Below are 15,804 nucleotides of genomic sequence, written 5' to 3' on the forward strand. Positions count from 1 at the left end.
TGCTTTCCGTGAATCAAATCTGTTCCAGCGCCTGTGCCAGATCCGCAACGATATCGTCGATATGCTCTATCCCGACGGAGACGCGCACAACATCTGCCCCTGCCCCGGCAGCAGCAAGTTCCTCCTCGCCCAACTGGCTGTGCGTCGTCGAGGCCGGGTGGATGATCAGCGAACGGGTGTCGCCGATGTTGGCAAGATGGCTTAACAGCTTGACCGAAGACACAAGCTTCACTCCCGCCTCATAGCCGCCCTTCACGCCGAAGGTGAACACGGCGCCAGCCTTGCCGCCGAGATAGCGCTGGGCAAGCTGGTGGTAGGGATCTTCAGCAAGCCCGGCGTAGCTGACCCACGCAACCTTGGGGTGGTTCTGCAGCCACTTCGCGAGGTGCAACGCATTCGAGCAGTGCCGTTCCATGCGGAGAGCCAATGTTTCCATGCCGGTCAACGCAAGGAACGCGTTCATCGGCGCCATTGACGGGCCAAGGTCTCGCAGCCCGATCACCCGGCATGCAATGATGAACGCGATTGGCCCCACCGCATCAGCAAGCACAGCGCCGTGATAGGAAGGGTTTGGCGCTGTCAATGTCGGGAACTTGTCGCTGGCCTTCCAGTCGAACTTGCCGGAGTCCACAATCAGGCCACCGATCGAATTTCCGTGACCGTTCAGAAACTTGGTTGCTGAATGGACGATAATGTCTGCACCGTGTTCAAACGGGCGACAAAGCATTGGCGTGGCCATTGTGTTGTCGACGACCAGCGGCACCCCAGCGTCGTGAGCAACCTTGGCGATGGCCGCAATGTCCTGCACAACGCCACCTGGATTGGCGAGGCTTTCGATGAACACGGCACGAGTCTTTTCGGTAATTGCAGCCGCAACATTGGCTGGATCGTCTGCATCAACGAACACAGCCTTCCACCCGAACTTGGCAAACGCATGGGCCAACTGGTTCAGCGACCCACCATAGAGTTTCTTGGCCGCGACGATTTCGCATCCAGTCTCCATGAGTGTATGAAAGACGAGCAGTTGGGCTGCATGGCCTGATGCTACTGCAAGCGCGCCAACGCCTCCTTCCAGCGCCGCAATCTTGCCTTCGAGTGCAGCGTTGGTCGGGTTCATGATCCGGGTGTAAATGTTCCCGAATTCCCTGAGGGCAAACAGATTTGCTGCATGTTCCGCACTATCAAAGACATAGCTCGCCGTCTGGTAGATCGGCGTGATCCGCGCGTTGGTGGTCGGATCTGGTTCGCAACCGGCGTGGATGGTGAGCGTTTCAAGTTTTTGCGTCATGCGGCTTTCCCCTCAATTTCAAGTGGCGGCATATTGTGGCCAAGAAGCCGCAAGACATCGCCGGCACATTCGACAACATTTGTTCCCGGCCCATAGATGCCGACAACCCCGGCATTGCGCAGGAATTCATAGTCCTGCGGCGGAATGACACCGCCGGCGAAAACCTTGATGTCACTGCGTCCTGCTTCGCGCAGGAGACGAAGCAATTCCGGAATCAGGGTCTTGTGGCCAGCAGCGAGCGATGAAGCACCAATCGCGTCCACATCCTTCTCAAGCGCGAGCGCCAGCGTCTCTTCCGGCGTCTGGAACAGCGGGCCGGAGATGGTTTCAAAACCCATGTCGGTAAATGCAGACGCGATCACGTTTGCCCCGCGATCATGGCCGTCCTGACCCATCTTTGCGACAAGCAATCTGGGCTTTCGGCCCAGGCGGCGGCTGATGGCATCGACGCCGTCCACCACAAGAGCATAACGGGCATCGTTCGCATAAGCCTTGCCGTAAATCCCCGTGACCGGCGTCGGCGTCGTGGCGTATCGGCCAAAAGCCGACTCCAGCGCGTCCGAAATTTCGCCAAGCGTTGCCCGTGCGCGCGCCGCGTCGACTGCCAGTGCGAGGACGTTCTTCCCCCCGCGGGCGCCGGCTGAAAGAGCTGCGAGCGCTGCTGCGCAGGCTCCAGCATCCCGGGACGCCTTCACCGCTTTGATACGTGCGATCTGGCCTTCGCGAACCTTGGCATTGTCGACTTCGAGGGTGTCGAGATGCTCTTCATTCGCAAGCTTGTACTTGTTGACGCCGACAATGACATCTTCCGCCTTGTCTACACGCGCCTGCCGGGCAGCGGCTGCCTCCTCGATGACTCGCTTTGGCATGCCTGTAGCCACAGCCTTCGTCATTCCGCCAAGGGCATCGATCTCCTGTATGATCGCCCAGGCCCGATCCACGAGCTCGCTGGTCAGAGCCTCGACGTAATAAGACCCGCCCAGGGGATCGACGACTTTGGTGATCCCGCTTTCTTCGGCCAGAACGATTTGCGTGTTGCGTGCAATACGCGCCGAAAAGTCCGTGGGCAGGGCAATGGCTTCGTCCAGAGCATTGGTGTGCAGCGATTGCGTGCCACCCAATGTTGCAGCCATCGCTTCGATCGTGGTGCGAATGACGTTGTTGTAGGGGTCCTGCTCCTGCAGCGACACGCCAGATGTCTGGCAATGGGTGCGCAGCATCTTGGAACGCTCGTCCTTGGCGCCAAGTCCATCCATGACCCGATGCCAAAGTGTGCGCGCAGCGCGAAGCTTCGCAACTTCCATGAAGAAGTTCATTCCGATGCCGAAAAAGAAACTTAGCCGCCCGGCAAAGGCGTCGATATCAAGCCCGCTTGCCATGGCGCGTTGCACATATTCCTTGCCATCGGCAATGGTGAAAGCCAGTTCCTGCACCGCCGTCGCCCCGGCTTCGTGCATGTGATATCCGGAAATGGAAATACTATTGAATTTCGGCATATTATCCGACGTATATGCGATGATATCTGAAACAATCCGCATCGAAGGCTCGGGTGGATAAATATAGGTATTCCGAACCATGAATTCCTTCAGGATATCGTTCTGAATAGTCCCGTCGAGCTGGGCTTGAGCAACACCCTGCTCCTCTCCGGCAACAATGAAGAAGGCAAGGATCGGGATTACCGCTCCATTCATAGTCATGCTGACCGACATCTGGTCGAGCGGTATCCCGTCGAAAAGGATTTTCATGTCTTCAACGGAGTCGATCGCAACCCCGGCCTTGCCCACATCGCCGACAACGCGCGGATGATCGCTGTCATAGCCGCGATGCGTAGCCAGATCGAACGCGACCGACAGCCCCTTTTGCCCGGCAGCAAGGTTTCGCCGGTAAAAGGCGTTGGACTCTTCCGCGGTTGAAAAGCCCGCATATTGACGGATCGTCCAAGGCCGTCCGGCATACATTGAGGCACGAACGCCACGCGTGAACGGCGCAAATCCGGGCAAGCCCGGATCCTGAGCGTCGACTTCGGTATAAAGCGGCTTGACCGCGATCCCTTCCGGCGTGTGCCAGGTCAGGTCCTTGCCTTTGACCTCCTTGGCCGCGGCTGCCGTCCACGCTTCGATGTTTGCCATATCAGTTGCCCTTGAACTCCGGCTTGCGCTTCTGCAGGAAGGACATGCCGCCTTCCCGCGCATCGGCACTTGCGCCCGCGATCTTCTGCCCTTCGGCTTCACGGAGAAGCGCGCTTGCATAATCTCCGTCCAGAGCTGCAGCGATATTCTGCCGCATGATTCCGAGTGCGACGGTCGGCCCCTTGGCGAGCCTTGCGGCCAAAGCCTGTGCCTCTTCAGCCAGCACGGCATCATCGACGCACTTGTAGATCAAACCCCAATCGGCAGCTTGCTCCGCAGAGATTTTTTCGCCCAGCATCATCATCTGCGTGGCGCGCGCCTTGCCCAGCAAGCGAGTCAGCATCCAGCTGGCTCCGCCATCGGGAACCAGTCCGATATTCACGAATGCCTGCAGAAAATAAGCGGATTTCCCAGCGATTGCGAAATCGCTTGCCAATGCAAGACTGCATCCAACGCCGGCTGCAGGGCCATTGACGGCCGTGATAACGGGAACATTCAGCCGCGCGAGTTTCAACATGGTCGGGTTGTAGTGGCGGGTCAGCGCTCCATAGGGACCCCCGCCACCCGCAAGCGCTGAGCCCTCACCGCGCGCTTGCAAGTCTGCTCCCGAGCAAAAGGCACGCCCTTCGCCTGTAATGAGCAAGGCCCGCGCGCCATCGAGATTGTCGAGCGCCTCGGCAATTTCGTCAAACATCTGAGGCGGCGCTGCGTTCAGCCGCTCCGGGCGGTTGAGTGTGATTGTCGCGATTGAATCGGCGATATTGAACTTGATTGTTTCGTAAGCCATCAGTGCGCCTCCTTTGGCGTTTCCATGATTTCGGTCAGCATTCCGCCCATATCCTTGGGATGGACGAAGAAAATCAGTGTGCCATGCGCCCCGATGCGCGGTTCGCCGAGCACTTTTTTGCCCATCGCCTCAAATTCGGCCTTGGCAGCATGAATATCGGGCACCTCGAAGCAGACATGATGCTGCCCGCCCAGCGGGTTCTTCGCGAGGAAGCCGTGGATCGGCGAGCCCGCACCCAATGGCTCGATCAGTTCGATCTGCGTGTTGGGCGTATCGACGAAGCAGACCTTTACACCCTGAGCAGGCATGTCGAACGGCTCATGGATTTTCGTTGCTCCCATCACATCGCGCCAATGCGCGATGCTGTCGGGGATCGACGGCGTTGCCACGCCGATATGGTTCAGACGGCCCAGTTTCATTGCGCGCTCCTAAAGCGGAATATTGTCATGCTTCTTCCAAGGGTTCTCGAGCGACTTGTTCCGCAGCTTCCTCAGCCCCAGAGCAATGCGCCGCCGTGTCGAGTGCGGCATGATGACCTCGTCAATAAACCCCTTGCTCGCAGCAACAAAGGGGTTCGCAAACCTGTCCTCATATTCCTTCGTCCGTTCGGCGATCTTCTCGGGATCACCGATGTCGGAACGGAAGATGATCTCCACCGCGCCCTTTGCGCCCATCACCGCGATTTCGGCGGTCGGCCAGGCATAGTTCAGATCGCCGCGCAGATGCTTTGACGCCATGACGTCATAGGCACCGCCATAGGCCTTGCGGGTAATCACCGTGATCTTGGGAACGGTCGCTTCGGCATAGGCAAAGAGCAGTTTTGCGCCATTCTTGATGATGCCGTTATGCTCCTGGCTGACACCCGGAAGGAAACCCGGCACGTCGACAAAAGTGATGATCGGGATGTCGAACGCGTCGCAGAAACGAACGAAACGCCCCGCCTTTTTCGAAGCTGCAATGTCGAGACAGCCTGCGAGCACCATTGGCTGGTTAGCGACCACGCCAATTGTCCGCCCTTCGATCCGACCGAAGCCAACAATGATATTCCCGGCATGCGCCGGCTGAATTTCAAAGAAATCCCCTTCATCCAGCGTCTTCCGGATGACTTCGTGCATGTCATAGGGCTGGTTGGCGTTGGCCGGGATCAGCGTATCAAGACTGTCTTCCTGACGATCCCATGGGTCGGCGGTTGGCCTCTCCGGGACCGGCATGCGGTTGTTTTCCGGCAGGAAATCGAAGAAGTCACGCGCGGCGAGCAGGGCCTCGATATCGTTTTCGAACGCTACATCAGCGACGCCAGACTTGGTGGTGTGCGTGATCGCACCACCCAGTTCCTCCTGTGTCACGACTTCATTGGTCACGGTCTTCACAACGTCCGGGCCAGTCACGAACATATAGGAAGAGTCCTTCACCATGAAGATGAAGTCAGTCATCGCAGGCGAATAGACTGCTCCGCCAGCGCACGGCCCCATGATCAGGCTGATCTGTGGCACAACCCCCGAAGCCAGCACATTGCGCTGGAAGACCTCGGCATAGCCTCCGAGCGATGCCACGCCTTCCTGAATGCGCGCGCCTCCGGAGTCATTGAGCCCGATCACAGGCGCACCGACCTTCATTGCATTGTCCATGACCTTGCAGATCTTTTGCGCGTGTCGCTCAGACAGCGAGCCACCGAAAACAGTGAAATCCTGGGAAAAGACAAAGACCAGCCGCCCGTTGATAGTTCCCGATCCCGTGACGACTCCGTCACCCATGAATTTCGTATCCTGCATCCCGAAGTCGACGCAATTGTGCTCGACATACATATCGAGTTCTTCGAACGACCCTTCGTCGAGCAGGATTTCGAGCCGCTCGCGCGCCGTCAGACGCCCTTTTGCGTGCTGCGCATCAATCCGCTTCTGGCCACCGCCCATGCGTGCCGCGGCGCGGCGCTTTTCAAGTTCTGCAATATTGGAGGACATAGACTTCCCCTATTTGAAAGGAGCCGTCTTCTGCTGATCCAATGCAAAAGGCAAATGTGAATTTGCAAAGTTGCAAAGTCGCATTTTGCAAATTATCACGGCATCATGAACAAGCGCCGCATCTTCGCCGGGGAACGTCTCAGGAGCTTGCGCGACAGTCGCGATCTCAAGCAAGCCGACATGGCAGCACGGCTTGGCATCAGCGTGTCCTACCTGTCACAACTGGAGCACAACGACCGCCCGTTGACACCCGCCCTACTTGAAGCGCTCTCCCGCGATTTCCCGATCGATTGGGATGCGTTTGAGGAGGATACGGCAACCCGGCGCTTTGCAGCCCTGCGAGAAGCAGCGGCCGACCCGCTTTTTACCACCGCCCTGTCCCCCGAGCAGCTGACGCGCTTTGCCGAGCAGCAGCCAGTGCTCGCCGACCAGTTCATTCAACTGCATGCAGCGTATCGGCGCGCTGGCGAGCGCATCCAGATTGTTGACGAGGCGATGTCGAGCGACAATGTCGGCGGCAGTCGACTGCCCTGGGAAGAGGTCCGCGACTGGTTTCACGATGCCGGAAACTATGTCGATCCCCTGGATCGCGCTGCCGAAGCATTGGCCATGCGGCTCAAGGGTTTCAGCCCCACAACCGCTGCGCTCGAACAATATCTCCGGCAGGATCTTGGCATTTCACTCGTGTACCAATCCGTTGCCGGGCTGCGTGAATTTGACGCGACAATGCGCCACTTGGTGATTGATCAGGGCCAACCGTCTGAAGGCCAGCGGTTTCAACTAGCCCATCAGCTTGCTGCGCTGGCCTTGCGAGAAGAAATATCCGGTGTGGTTGAGAACGCGAAATTGCGCACCGCAGCAGCAAGGCAATTGCTGTTCGTGGGGCTTGCAAATTATGCAGCTGGCGCATTGCTCATGCCCTACACGCGCTTCCGGGACACCGCGCGAACGGTGCGGCATGATATTGACCGACTTCGGCAAAGTTTTGGTGTCAGTTTTGAACAAGCTTGCCACCGCTTGTCGACACTGCAGCGGCCTGCACAGCGCGGGATACCGTTCTTTTTTTGCAGGGTAGACATGGCGGGCAATATCACAAAGCGCCACTCGGCGACGCGACTTCAGTTTGCCCGCTTTGGCGGCGCCTGCCCCCTTTGGGTCGTGCATGAGGCCGTGGCGATTCCAGACAGAATTCTAGTGCAGTTGGCAGAGACGCCCGATGGTGTCCGGTATGTGTCGATGGCCAAGGGCCTGGTCAAACCGTCTGGTCGCTATGACCGCAACCCAAGGCGCTATGCCGTTGCTTTGGGTTGCGAAGCAGACCATGCGCGGGAATTCATCTATGCCGACGGCCTTGACGTTGGGACGGGGCGCGCTGCAACCAAGATCGGGATATCGTGCCGCCTCTGTCCGCGAGACGATTGCGACCAGCGGGCATTCCCGCCTTCAGATCGCGGAATCATTGTCGATCCCGACCGCCGGGAAATTGTTCCTTACCGGATCGGCTAGACTTTCACGAGACCAAGATCGATCAAGCTGTTCGCACAGTCGATGATCGACTCCTCTTCAGGCCGAGTTTTCCAGCCAAGCGTCCTGAGGGCGTGACTTGCGTCCATGTTTCGCGTTTTGCCCAATTCGCCGGTGACTTGCTTCACGGCAGGGTCAAAAAGCGCGAAGAACCGTACAAGAAATGCCGGAAGTCCGCGCACTGGCACCTTCTTCGCCCGCTCTCCGAGCCCGGATTTCAAGACACGTGCAACGTCTATCATCTTGAGAAATCGGCCGGAAGCGATGAAGCGCTCACCGGCCATGTCGGGCGCCGAAAGCGCTTTGACATGCAAGTCTGCAACATCGCGGACATCGACAATGCCAAAGCCGATATCCGGGCAGCCCGGCATCGCGCCTTCAAGGAGCTTCTTCACCCGTTCAATCGAGGTTGACATGTCGCGACCCCAAACAGGACCGATAACTGCCGTCGGGTTTATGGCGCAAAATTCCATGCCATTGCCCTCTGCAGCAACCCAATCCCGAGCAGCCCGCTCTGCTATGGTTTTGGACCGAATGTAGGGGTAGGCATCGGGACTCGTCGCGTCGGTCCAATCCGCTTCGGTGAAGGTGCGAATCCTTTCGGGATGGCCATAAGCAATGGCCGCCGCCGACGATGTCATGACGAAGCGCTTCACCCCTGCCGCTTTCGCCACTCGCAGAACCCGCAATGCGCCGTCACGCGCGGGAATGATCAGTTCATCTTCATGCTTCGGCAATGCTGCCGGAAAGGGCGAAGCCACATGGGCAACATGGCTGCAGCCTGCCGTGGCTTCCGCCCACCCTTGATCAGACCCCAGATCTGCGGCGAAGAACTTCACTTTGGCATTTTCCACCGCAAGCAAATCCCGGACATCCGCTTCCTTCGAAAGATTACGGATCGTAGTTTGAACCGACCATCCTTCTGCAACCAGTTGGCGAATGAGGAATCCGGCGATGTAACCACTGCCGCCAGTGACCAAGACGGTGCCTGTCATTGCGAATATCCCTCCATTTTCCTCTGGTTAGTAGCAGTTCAAAACGCATTCAATCGCTTATCGGGGCTTGCCCTGAACGACGGGTTAGCCAATAGACGCACCGATAGACTTGGAGTGCAGGATGGACGGACAGGACCTTTACCCGGTTCCGGCGGAATGGGCCAAAAAGGCGCGTGTCAACGCTGACAAATATACCCAACTCTATGGCCGAGCATTGGGAGACCCCGGAACTTTCTGGCTGGAGCAGGCCAAGAGGCTCGACTGGATCAAGCGTCCTGAAATTGCAGGCGATTGGTCGTTCGACGCCACGACCTTTCACATTCAATGGTTTTCAGACGGAAAACTCAACGCAACTGCCAATTGCATTGACCGCCACCTTGCAACGCGCGGCGAACAGATCGCCATCATCTGGGAGCCGGACGATCCCAGGGAACAGCCCCGCAAGTTCACCTATCGCCAACTACATGCAGAAGTGTGCCGCTTTGCCAACGTATTGAAGGCCCAAGGCGTACAAAAGGGCGATCGGGTCACCATCTACATGCCGATGATCCCGGAGGCGGCTTTTGCGCTGCTGGCATGTGCGCGCATCGGGGCCATCCACTCGGTCATTTTCGGCGGCTTTTCTCCAGACTCAATCGCTGGTCGTGTGCAGGACTGCGATTCTGCCTATATCGTGACAGCCGACGAAGGCCGCCGGGGCGGAAAGACGGTTCCACTCAAGGCCAATGTCGACGAAGCAGCTCCGCAGTGCCCAAGCCTGAAGCAAGTCATCGTCGTCAAGGCAACTGGCAATCACGTCGTCATGCAGCCCGGGCGAGATATCTGGTACCACGAAGCCGCTGCATCAGTGCCTGACACGTGCCCAATCGAACCGATGGGTGCGGAAGATCCGCTGTTTATTCTCTACACATCGGGGTCAACGGGAAAGCCCAAGGGAGTCCTCCATACCACCGGTGGTTATCTCCTCTGGGCAAGCCTTACTCACGAGCTGGCGTTCGACTACCGGGCTGGAGACATCTGGTGGTGCGCAGCCGATATCGGCTGGGTGACGGGGCACAGTTACATTCTCTATGGGCCACTCGCCAACGGTGCTACAACACTTATGTACGAAGGCGTGCCGAATTGGCCAACGCCTTCACGCATTTGGGAAGTTGTCGACCGACACCAGGTCCATACACTCTATACAGCGCCAACTGCCCTTCGCGCACTCATGCGGGAAGGCGACGAATTCGTTACAAAAACGTCCCGTAAATCTTTGAAGTTATTGGGAACAGTAGGCGAACCGATCAACCCGGAAGCCTGGCGCTGGTATCACAGCGTTGTTGGGGAAGGACGCTGCCCGATCATCGACACGTGGTGGCAGACCGAAACGGGAGCGGCGTTGATAGCACCCATGCCCGGCGCAACGGACCTGAAGCCCGGTTCTGCCACCAAACCGATGCCTGGTATCGAGCCACAGCTTGTCGATGCGGACGGCAAAGTCCTTCATGGCGCGACCAGCGGCAATCTCTGCATCACCCGTAGTTGGCCGGGTCAGATGAGGACTGTCTGGAACGATCACCAGCGCTTTTTCGAAACCTATTTCACCACCTACCCGGGCAAATATTTTACAGGGGACGGCGCGAGGCGTGATGAAGACGGCTATTGGTGGATTACAGGCCGAGTGGATGACGTCATAAATGTCTCTGGCCATCGCATGGGGACGGCTGAAGTCGAAAGCGCGCTTGTGTTGCATCCCAAAGTCGCAGAAGCGGCAGTGGTTGGCTACCCGCACGACATCAAGGGCCAAGGTATCTATGCCTATGTCACGCTCAATTCTGGAGAAACTGCCAGTGAGGCACTCCGGAAGGACTTGAGCAGTTGGGTTCGCAAAGAGATCGGTCCGATCGCGACACCGGATGCAATCCAGTTCGCCCCTGGACTGCCCAAGACACGATCCGGCAAAATCATGCGACGCATTCTGAGGAAAATTGCCGAGGGAGATGTCAGCAATCTCGGCGATACGACCACCCTTGCTGATCCGTCTGTCGTCGATGACCTGGTTGCGAACCGGGTGGCGTGATGCCGGACTGGCAGGGACAATGCCTGTGCGGTGCAGTGCGTTACATACTCTTAGGACCGTTGAGCGAAGTTGCTCTTTGCCATTGCAGCCACTGCCGGAAGAGCAACGGTGGTGCCTTCAATGTGGGCGTCATAGTCAAAACCGAGCAGGTGCAGTTTGAATCCATGAACGGCATCCGGGAATATGAGAGCTCGCCCGGCAAATTCCGAGCCTTTTGCAGCACCTGCGGCTCACCCGTTTACAGCCGAAAGGCGAGCTCACCAAGCGATCTTCGCTTGCGTGGTGGCCTCATTGAAAACCTGCCTCAAGCCAAGAACCTGCATCATATCCACTTTGATGATCGATGGCCGTGGATTGATACTATTGCAGACGCCCCCGATGATTCAGCGGTGAACAGCGCTCAATCCTGACCGACTTAAAACCGGGTGTCGGTGCCACTATATCTTGCCAATGCAAAATTCCATTTCGATACAGCCAAGTCTTTACATTCCGCATGGCGGCGGCCCCTGCTTCTTCATGGACGATCCTTATGGATTGTGGACAAGCATGGAAGCCTATTTACGCGCGGTTCCCGAGACACTGCCCGCTTTGCCCAAAGCAATCCTTGTCATTTCGGCGCATTGGGAAACAGACGGCTTCTCGCTTACCGGGGCCTCGCAACCTTCGCTGGTCTATGACTATTACAATTTTCCCCCGCACACCTACGCGCTGCGCTACGACGCGCCCGGTGCACCGGAATTGGCGCAAGCTGCAGTTTCGCTCCTGTCGGAGGCTGGCTTGCAAGCCAATGTGGATTTCGACCGGGGACTCGATCATGGTGTGTTTGTGCCGCTTAAAGTGGCATTTCCGGAAGCCAACATCCCTGTTGTCGAAATGTCGCTCGACAAGAGCCTTGATCCGGAGCTTCATCTGGCAGCTGGTCGGGCCCTGTCGCCATTGCGATCGGAGGGAATCCTCATCATCGGTTCCGGCATGAGTTTTCACAACATGCGCGCCTACGGAGACAAGCATGCGACTGCTCCATCAAGAGCGTTTGACGAATGGCTAACGGATGCTTCGTTGGCAGAAGCGTCCGGTCGCGCCAAGCAACTCGCACGCTGGTCAGACAGTCCTTTCGGGCGCTTTTCGCACCCGCGCGAAGAGCATCTGCTCCCGCTGATGGCCGCAGCCGGGGCCTCATCATCGCCCGGCGTCCGCCAATTCAGCGATATCGTCCTTGAAACAGCAATCTCCGGGTATTCATTCGCTTGACGCAACTATTTGAGGAGGACGAGTTCCTCCGCCATGCTCGGATGCAGCGCCACCGTATCGTCGAAAGCTGACTTTGTCAGGCCGGCCTTGACTGCAATTGCAGCAGCCTGGAGTATCTCGGAACTGTCAGGTCCTATCAGGTGAAGGCCAACAACTGTTTCCTCGGGGCCCGCTGTAATCATCTTGTAGAGACCCCGCTCCTGACGTCCTGACACGACGTTCTTCATAGGACGAAAATCGCTGCGGTAGACTTTCACCACGTCGCCATGTTCCTTGCGCGCTTGGGTTTCCGTCAGACCAACGCCGGAAATGGGAGGGCTGGCAAACACCGCAGTCGGGATCGAACGATAATCGACCGTCCGCTTGAGGCCGCCAAACACAGTATCGGCAAAGGCATGACCTTCGCGGATCGCGACAGGGGTGAGCTGGACGCGATTGGTCACATCACCAACGGCATAGATACTGTCGACTGAGGACCTGTTGTATTCATCGACAACAACTGCACCGTCCTTGTCGAGCGCAACGCCTGCAGCTTCGAGTCCCAAGCCGCTCGTGTTGGGATTTCGACCCGTTGCCCACAGTACAAGGTCGGTTTCGAACTCCCCTTGCTCGCCGCCATCAACAACCAGGCTGCCATCTTCAGTGCGTGAAATCGATTTGAAGGGAAAATTGAAACGAAGGTCAATTCCCTTCTTGCGCGTCAGATCGACCAGGTGGTCGACAATTTCCTCGTCATATCCTCGCAGCATCCGGTCTCCTCGCGTTACGAGGGTCACATGGACTCCAAACGCATGAAGGATGCCGGCGAACTCATTGGCAATATAGCCAGCCCCCGCAATGATGGCCCTGCGAGGAAGCGTCTCCAGGTGGAATATCTCGTTCGATGTAATGCCCAGTTCCGCTCCGGGCACATCCGGGCGCGCGGGCCATGCGCCTGTCGCAACTAGAATAGTTCGTGCGCTTATTTCCCGCCCACTCGCCAGCCGAACAGAATTCGGTCCGGAAATGGTTGCCCGCTCTTCAAAAATCTCGACGCGATTATTGTCCAGGCCCTGAGTGTAGAGGCCTTCAAGTCGCGAGACATCCTTCTGGACGAGATCCCTGAGGCGTGGCCAATTGAAGCGCGCACCTTCGATATCCCAACCAAAGCTGGCGGCATCATGAAGATCTTCGGCAAAATGCGCGCCGTAAACGAGCATCTTTTTCGGAACGCAGCCGCGAATGACGCAGGTTCCGCCAACGCGATATTCCTCAGCCACAGCAACACGGGCGCCATGCTGGGCAGAAATGCGTGCAGCCCTCACTCCGCCTGAACCAGCACCAATGACAAACAGGTCAAAATCAAAAGTCATGTTCAAACTCCGCTTCGACCTTGGACTTAAGGGTGCCCCCCATGAGCCGCCAATGCCTTTTTGCTATCACAGTGATCGACTTGGCTTTCAACGAGGTTGAAGCCAGAGCTTGCGTCCCGGGAAATCCGTTACAATGATGAAGTGTCGAAGCTGCTTCACACCGACATTGGCGTCGCTTTGGCTGTCTTGATCTTCGATTGCTGCGGGAACCCTCCCAAACGTCTTGCCAGCGATAGAGATGCTTCCAAGTGAGACAATATCGCGGTCTACAGAACCGCCAATACCTCCGCCCTTTTTACGCGTCAAAATCCTGCCCGGCGCACTTATGCCCAAGCGATCTGCAGCCTGACGTCCAATCATCATCTCACTTCCATTGCCAAGATCAAACGCCGCCTGCACTCCTGAATGCCCCTCAATTGCAATGGGAAAGACTTCGATTCCGCGGAACGTGACCAGCGGCAGCATCACGCCCTTTGGTCGCACTGATTGCGACAGTTTCGAAATCTTGCCGCGTTCAATATCCAATTTGAATCGACCGGCATCAAAGAGCTCGCGGCCAAGGATCACCGCGACCTTTGTACCGACCAACCTCTGGGAGAGCTCATCAAGGTCAAGCACAGCGACCGTTAAACCCTTGAGATCAGTTCCCACAGCATGGATATCGACGCCATTTGCGAATTGCGCCTTGTCCTCTCCGCCTGATCCTTTGACAGTTTCATGGCCTTCCTGTTCAACCCCGATGGCTTTTGCAAAGTCATCATCAATCAATGTCAACTCGGCAGCGGAGTCTAGAAGGGCTTCCGTGCTTCGGCCATTCACGGTCACCGGTATGAATATCCGATCACCCCGCACAATGAGCTGCTGTTCACGGTTGGCCGCCACGGCAGGATGCACAAATCCCGCCAAAAAAAGCAGTGCAGCAAGCCTCCCAAGCATCGCTATTGTGCGCAATCTAACCAAACGCTCGCGCCATGAGCGCATTTGTCGATGGGTCGAAGTCCGCAGCATCGCTATCCATTGCCTTTGCCATTTCTTTGCCAAGTTCAACACCAAATTGATCAAACGGGTTGATTCCGAGCAGCACGGCATTTGCAAAAACGCGATGCTCATAAAATGCAATCAGCGCTCCGAGCGTGCGTGAATCCAGTTGGTCGAGCAATATTGTCGTCGACGGACGATCACCGGGGTAGGAACGGGCCCCGTCGGCATTGGCCCTGCCTGCCATCAATGCCGCACCTTGAGCAAAGCAATTGTTCAGCAACTGCCGGTGATGGGCATCATCCAGCTCATGCCCCGGTTCGATGCAGGCAATGAACTCCACCGGCACAAGACGCGTTCCCTGATGCAGCAATTGGAAGACTGCATGCTGGGCATCAGTCCCCACACCTCCCCAGGTGATAGCCGCCGAATTTCTTCCAAGTGGCATGCCTTCGGCCGTCACCGATTTACCGTTTGATTCCATTTCAAGTTGTTGGAGATATGAGGGAAGGAGGCGCAAACGCTCATCATAGGCAAAGACCGCGCGTGTTTCGCATCCCCGACCTTGGGAATAATAAAGGTCAACACATGCGGCAATAAACGGGGCATTCTCGCCAAGCGGAGCGAGACGGAAATGGCGGTCCATCGCTGCTGCGCCCTCAAGCATTTCTTCAAATGCGGCCCAACCAAGGCCGACGGCGGCCGGAAATCCTATACTTGACCACAGAGAATAGCGACCGCCTACAGTCTCACTGAAAGGAAGAATTCTGGTTTCATCGACACCCCAGTCAAAAGCCTTCTGCGGGTTGGCCGTCAGAGCGACGACCCGACCTTGCGCATCCTCGACACCAGCAGCGATCATCCAATTCAGCGCGCTTTCTGCATTGAGCATTGTTTCGGTGGTCGTGAAAGTCTTGGAAGCAATAGCAAGAAGGGTCTTGTGCGGATCAAAACGATCGAAAACCTCTTTGAGTGCCGCACCATCCACGTTTGAGACGATTGCTACGTCGAAACGATCGGCATCGCGCCCAAGCGCATCAACCAGCAGGTCGGGGCCCAGCGCCGAGCCTCCAATACCTATGTGCAGAATGTGCCGGATATCGCCCAGCGCGCCAGCTTCGATAGCATCGATCAGGCTCCGCATGCGGCCATGGAAAGCCTTGGCCCGCTGAACACTCTCAGCAGCGCCTTCGCCTCGCTCAGCCGTATGTTCAGCTGCGCGCCCCTCAGTCGGGTTGACAATCCGACCGCTGAATAGGTCATCGCGCCGGGCAGAAAACTGCCTAGCGGCAGCCAATCGCTCGAAGTTGGCCAGCAAGGGGCCGTCAATGTGAGTCTTGGACCAGTCGAACCAGATGCCACCAACGTCCATCGACCACATCCGAACACGTCCGCCGTCCACCGAGAACAATTCGGAAAGCTTGGAACCCTGCGCGGAATCCAGAAATGCCCAATCACTCGCCGTCATTTCAGCGTA

At 57.2% G+C, this 15,804-nt stretch carries 13 protein-coding genes; 4 read left to right on the forward strand and 9 right to left on the reverse strand.

Features of this window, described 5'->3' with window-relative positions:
* Positions 1 to 13: 13 nt before the first annotated feature.
* From K0O24_RS13190 to K0O24_RS13210, 5 genes are read right to left on the reverse strand one after another with little or no spacing between them, the layout of a single operon-like run.
* Positions 14 to 1,288, reverse strand: coding sequence for an O-acetylhomoserine aminocarboxypropyltransferase (locus K0O24_RS13190; protein ID WP_219893184.1), 1,275 nt, complete (start codon positions 1,286 to 1,288; stop codon positions 14 to 16).
* Entirely contained in the window at positions 1,285 to 3,417 is a 2,133-nt protein-coding gene (gene scpA, locus K0O24_RS13195; RefSeq protein WP_219893185.1) for a methylmalonyl-CoA mutase, read from the reverse strand. Before scpA ends, K0O24_RS13190 begins: the two co-directional genes overlap by 4 nt.
* A gap of 1 nt (position 3,418) precedes the next feature.
* A complete protein-coding gene (locus K0O24_RS13200; RefSeq protein WP_219893186.1) occupies positions 3,419 to 4,204 on the reverse strand; it encodes an enoyl-CoA hydratase-related protein in 786 nt (261 codons plus the stop codon).
* Positions 4,204 to 4,623 carry a methylmalonyl-CoA epimerase gene (gene mce, locus K0O24_RS13205; RefSeq protein WP_219893187.1) on the reverse strand — a complete coding sequence of 140 codons (420 nt, stop codon included), beginning with the start codon at positions 4,621 to 4,623 and terminating at the stop codon, positions 4,204 to 4,206. Before mce ends, K0O24_RS13200 begins: the two co-directional genes overlap by 1 nt.
* 9 nt (positions 4,624 to 4,632) lie before the next feature.
* Positions 4,633 to 6,165, reverse strand: a complete 1,533-nt coding sequence (locus tag K0O24_RS13210) for an acyl-CoA carboxylase subunit beta (protein WP_219893188.1) — start codon at positions 6,163 to 6,165, stop codon at positions 4,633 to 4,635.
* A gap of 105 nt (positions 6,166 to 6,270) precedes the next feature.
* Between K0O24_RS13210 and K0O24_RS13215 the strand changes: the two genes are divergently transcribed.
* Entirely contained in the window at positions 6,271 to 7,671 is a 1,401-nt protein-coding gene (locus tag K0O24_RS13215) for a helix-turn-helix domain-containing protein (protein WP_219893189.1), read from the forward strand.
* Here the strand turns inward: K0O24_RS13215 and K0O24_RS13220 are convergent.
* On the reverse strand, positions 7,668 to 8,684 hold the full coding sequence (locus K0O24_RS13220; RefSeq protein ID WP_219893190.1) for an NAD-dependent epimerase/dehydratase family protein: 1,017 nt from the start codon (positions 8,682 to 8,684) through the stop codon (positions 7,668 to 7,670). The genes K0O24_RS13215 and K0O24_RS13220 overlap by 4 nt on opposite strands.
* A gap of 121 nt (positions 8,685 to 8,805) precedes the next feature.
* Between K0O24_RS13220 and acs the strand changes: the two genes are divergently transcribed.
* The 3 genes from acs (at position 8,806) to K0O24_RS13235 (ending at position 11,997) form a co-directional block, all read left to right on the forward strand.
* Positions 8,806 to 10,746, forward strand: a complete 1,941-nt coding sequence (gene acs, locus K0O24_RS13225; RefSeq protein WP_219893191.1) for an acetate--CoA ligase — start codon at positions 8,806 to 8,808, stop codon at positions 10,744 to 10,746.
* A complete protein-coding gene (locus tag K0O24_RS13230) occupies positions 10,746 to 11,156 on the forward strand; it encodes a GFA family protein (RefSeq protein ID WP_484771500.1) in 411 nt (136 codons plus the stop codon). The genes acs and K0O24_RS13230 overlap by 1 nt, the downstream gene beginning before the upstream one ends.
* A gap of 106 nt (positions 11,157 to 11,262) precedes the next feature.
* Positions 11,263 to 11,997 (forward strand): DODA-type extradiol aromatic ring-opening family dioxygenase, encoded by a 735-nt coding sequence (locus K0O24_RS13235; protein ID WP_246611009.1) that lies wholly within the window; start codon positions 11,263 to 11,265, stop codon positions 11,995 to 11,997.
* A 5-nt stretch (positions 11,998 to 12,002) separates the two neighbouring features.
* On the opposite strand, the gene gorA is transcribed toward K0O24_RS13235, so the two are convergent.
* The 3 genes from gorA to pgi form a co-directional block, all read right to left on the reverse strand.
* Positions 12,003 to 13,349, reverse strand: coding sequence for a glutathione-disulfide reductase (gene gorA / locus K0O24_RS13240; protein WP_219893194.1), 1,347 nt, complete (start codon positions 13,347 to 13,349; stop codon positions 12,003 to 12,005).
* Between the two features lie 87 nt (positions 13,350 to 13,436).
* Positions 13,437 to 14,285 (reverse strand): retropepsin-like aspartic protease, encoded by an 849-nt coding sequence (locus K0O24_RS13245; protein ID WP_219893195.1) that lies wholly within the window; start codon positions 14,283 to 14,285, stop codon positions 13,437 to 13,439.
* Positions 14,286 to 14,301: 16 nt separating this feature from the next.
* Positions 14,302 to 15,795, reverse strand: coding sequence for a glucose-6-phosphate isomerase (gene pgi / locus K0O24_RS13250; RefSeq protein WP_219893196.1), 1,494 nt, complete (start codon positions 15,793 to 15,795; stop codon positions 14,302 to 14,304).
* Positions 15,796 to 15,804: the final 9 nt, after the last annotated feature.

This window comes from Aquisediminimonas profunda, assembly GCF_019443285.1.
In the GTDB taxonomy this organism is placed as follows: Bacteria; Pseudomonadota; Alphaproteobacteria; order Sphingomonadales; family Sphingomonadaceae; genus Aquisediminimonas; species Aquisediminimonas profunda.

Excerpts from the sequence above, each read along its gene's own strand:
- K0O24_RS13210 (WP_219893188.1), bottom strand. The coding sequence starts at position 6,165 with ATGTCCTCCAATATTGCAGAACTTGAAAAGCGCCGCGCCGCGGCACGC.
- K0O24_RS13220 (WP_219893190.1), bottom strand. The coding sequence starts at position 8,684 with ATGACAGGCACCGTCTTGGTCACTGGCGGCAGTGGTTACATCGCCGGA.
- mce (WP_219893187.1), bottom strand. The coding sequence starts at position 4,623 with ATGAAACTGGGCCGTCTGAACCATATCGGCGTGGCAACGCCGTCGATC.
- K0O24_RS13230 (WP_484771500.1), top strand. The coding sequence starts at position 10,746 with ATGCCGGACTGGCAGGGACAATGCCTGTGCGGTGCAGTGCGTTACATA.
- acs (WP_219893191.1), top strand. The coding sequence starts at position 8,806 with ATGGACGGACAGGACCTTTACCCGGTTCCGGCGGAATGGGCCAAAAAG.
- scpA (WP_219893185.1), bottom strand. The coding sequence starts at position 3,417 with ATGGCAAACATCGAAGCGTGGACGGCAGCCGCGGCCAAGGAGGTCAAA.
- gorA (WP_219893194.1), bottom strand. The coding sequence starts at position 13,349 with ATGACTTTTGATTTTGACCTGTTTGTCATTGGTGCTGGTTCAGGCGGA.
- K0O24_RS13215 (WP_219893189.1), top strand. The coding sequence starts at position 6,271 with ATGAACAAGCGCCGCATCTTCGCCGGGGAACGTCTCAGGAGCTTGCGC.
- K0O24_RS13200 (WP_219893186.1), bottom strand. The coding sequence starts at position 4,204 with ATGGCTTACGAAACAATCAAGTTCAATATCGCCGATTCAATCGCGACA.
- pgi (WP_219893196.1), bottom strand. The coding sequence starts at position 15,795 with ATGACGGCGAGTGATTGGGCATTTCTGGATTCCGCGCAGGGTTCCAAG.
- K0O24_RS13245 (WP_219893195.1), bottom strand. The coding sequence starts at position 14,285 with ATGCTTGGGAGGCTTGCTGCACTGCTTTTTTTGGCGGGATTTGTGCAT.
- K0O24_RS13235 (WP_246611009.1), top strand. The coding sequence starts at position 11,263 with ATGGACGATCCTTATGGATTGTGGACAAGCATGGAAGCCTATTTACGC.
- K0O24_RS13190 (WP_219893184.1), bottom strand. The coding sequence starts at position 1,288 with ATGACGCAAAAACTTGAAACGCTCACCATCCACGCCGGTTGCGAACCA.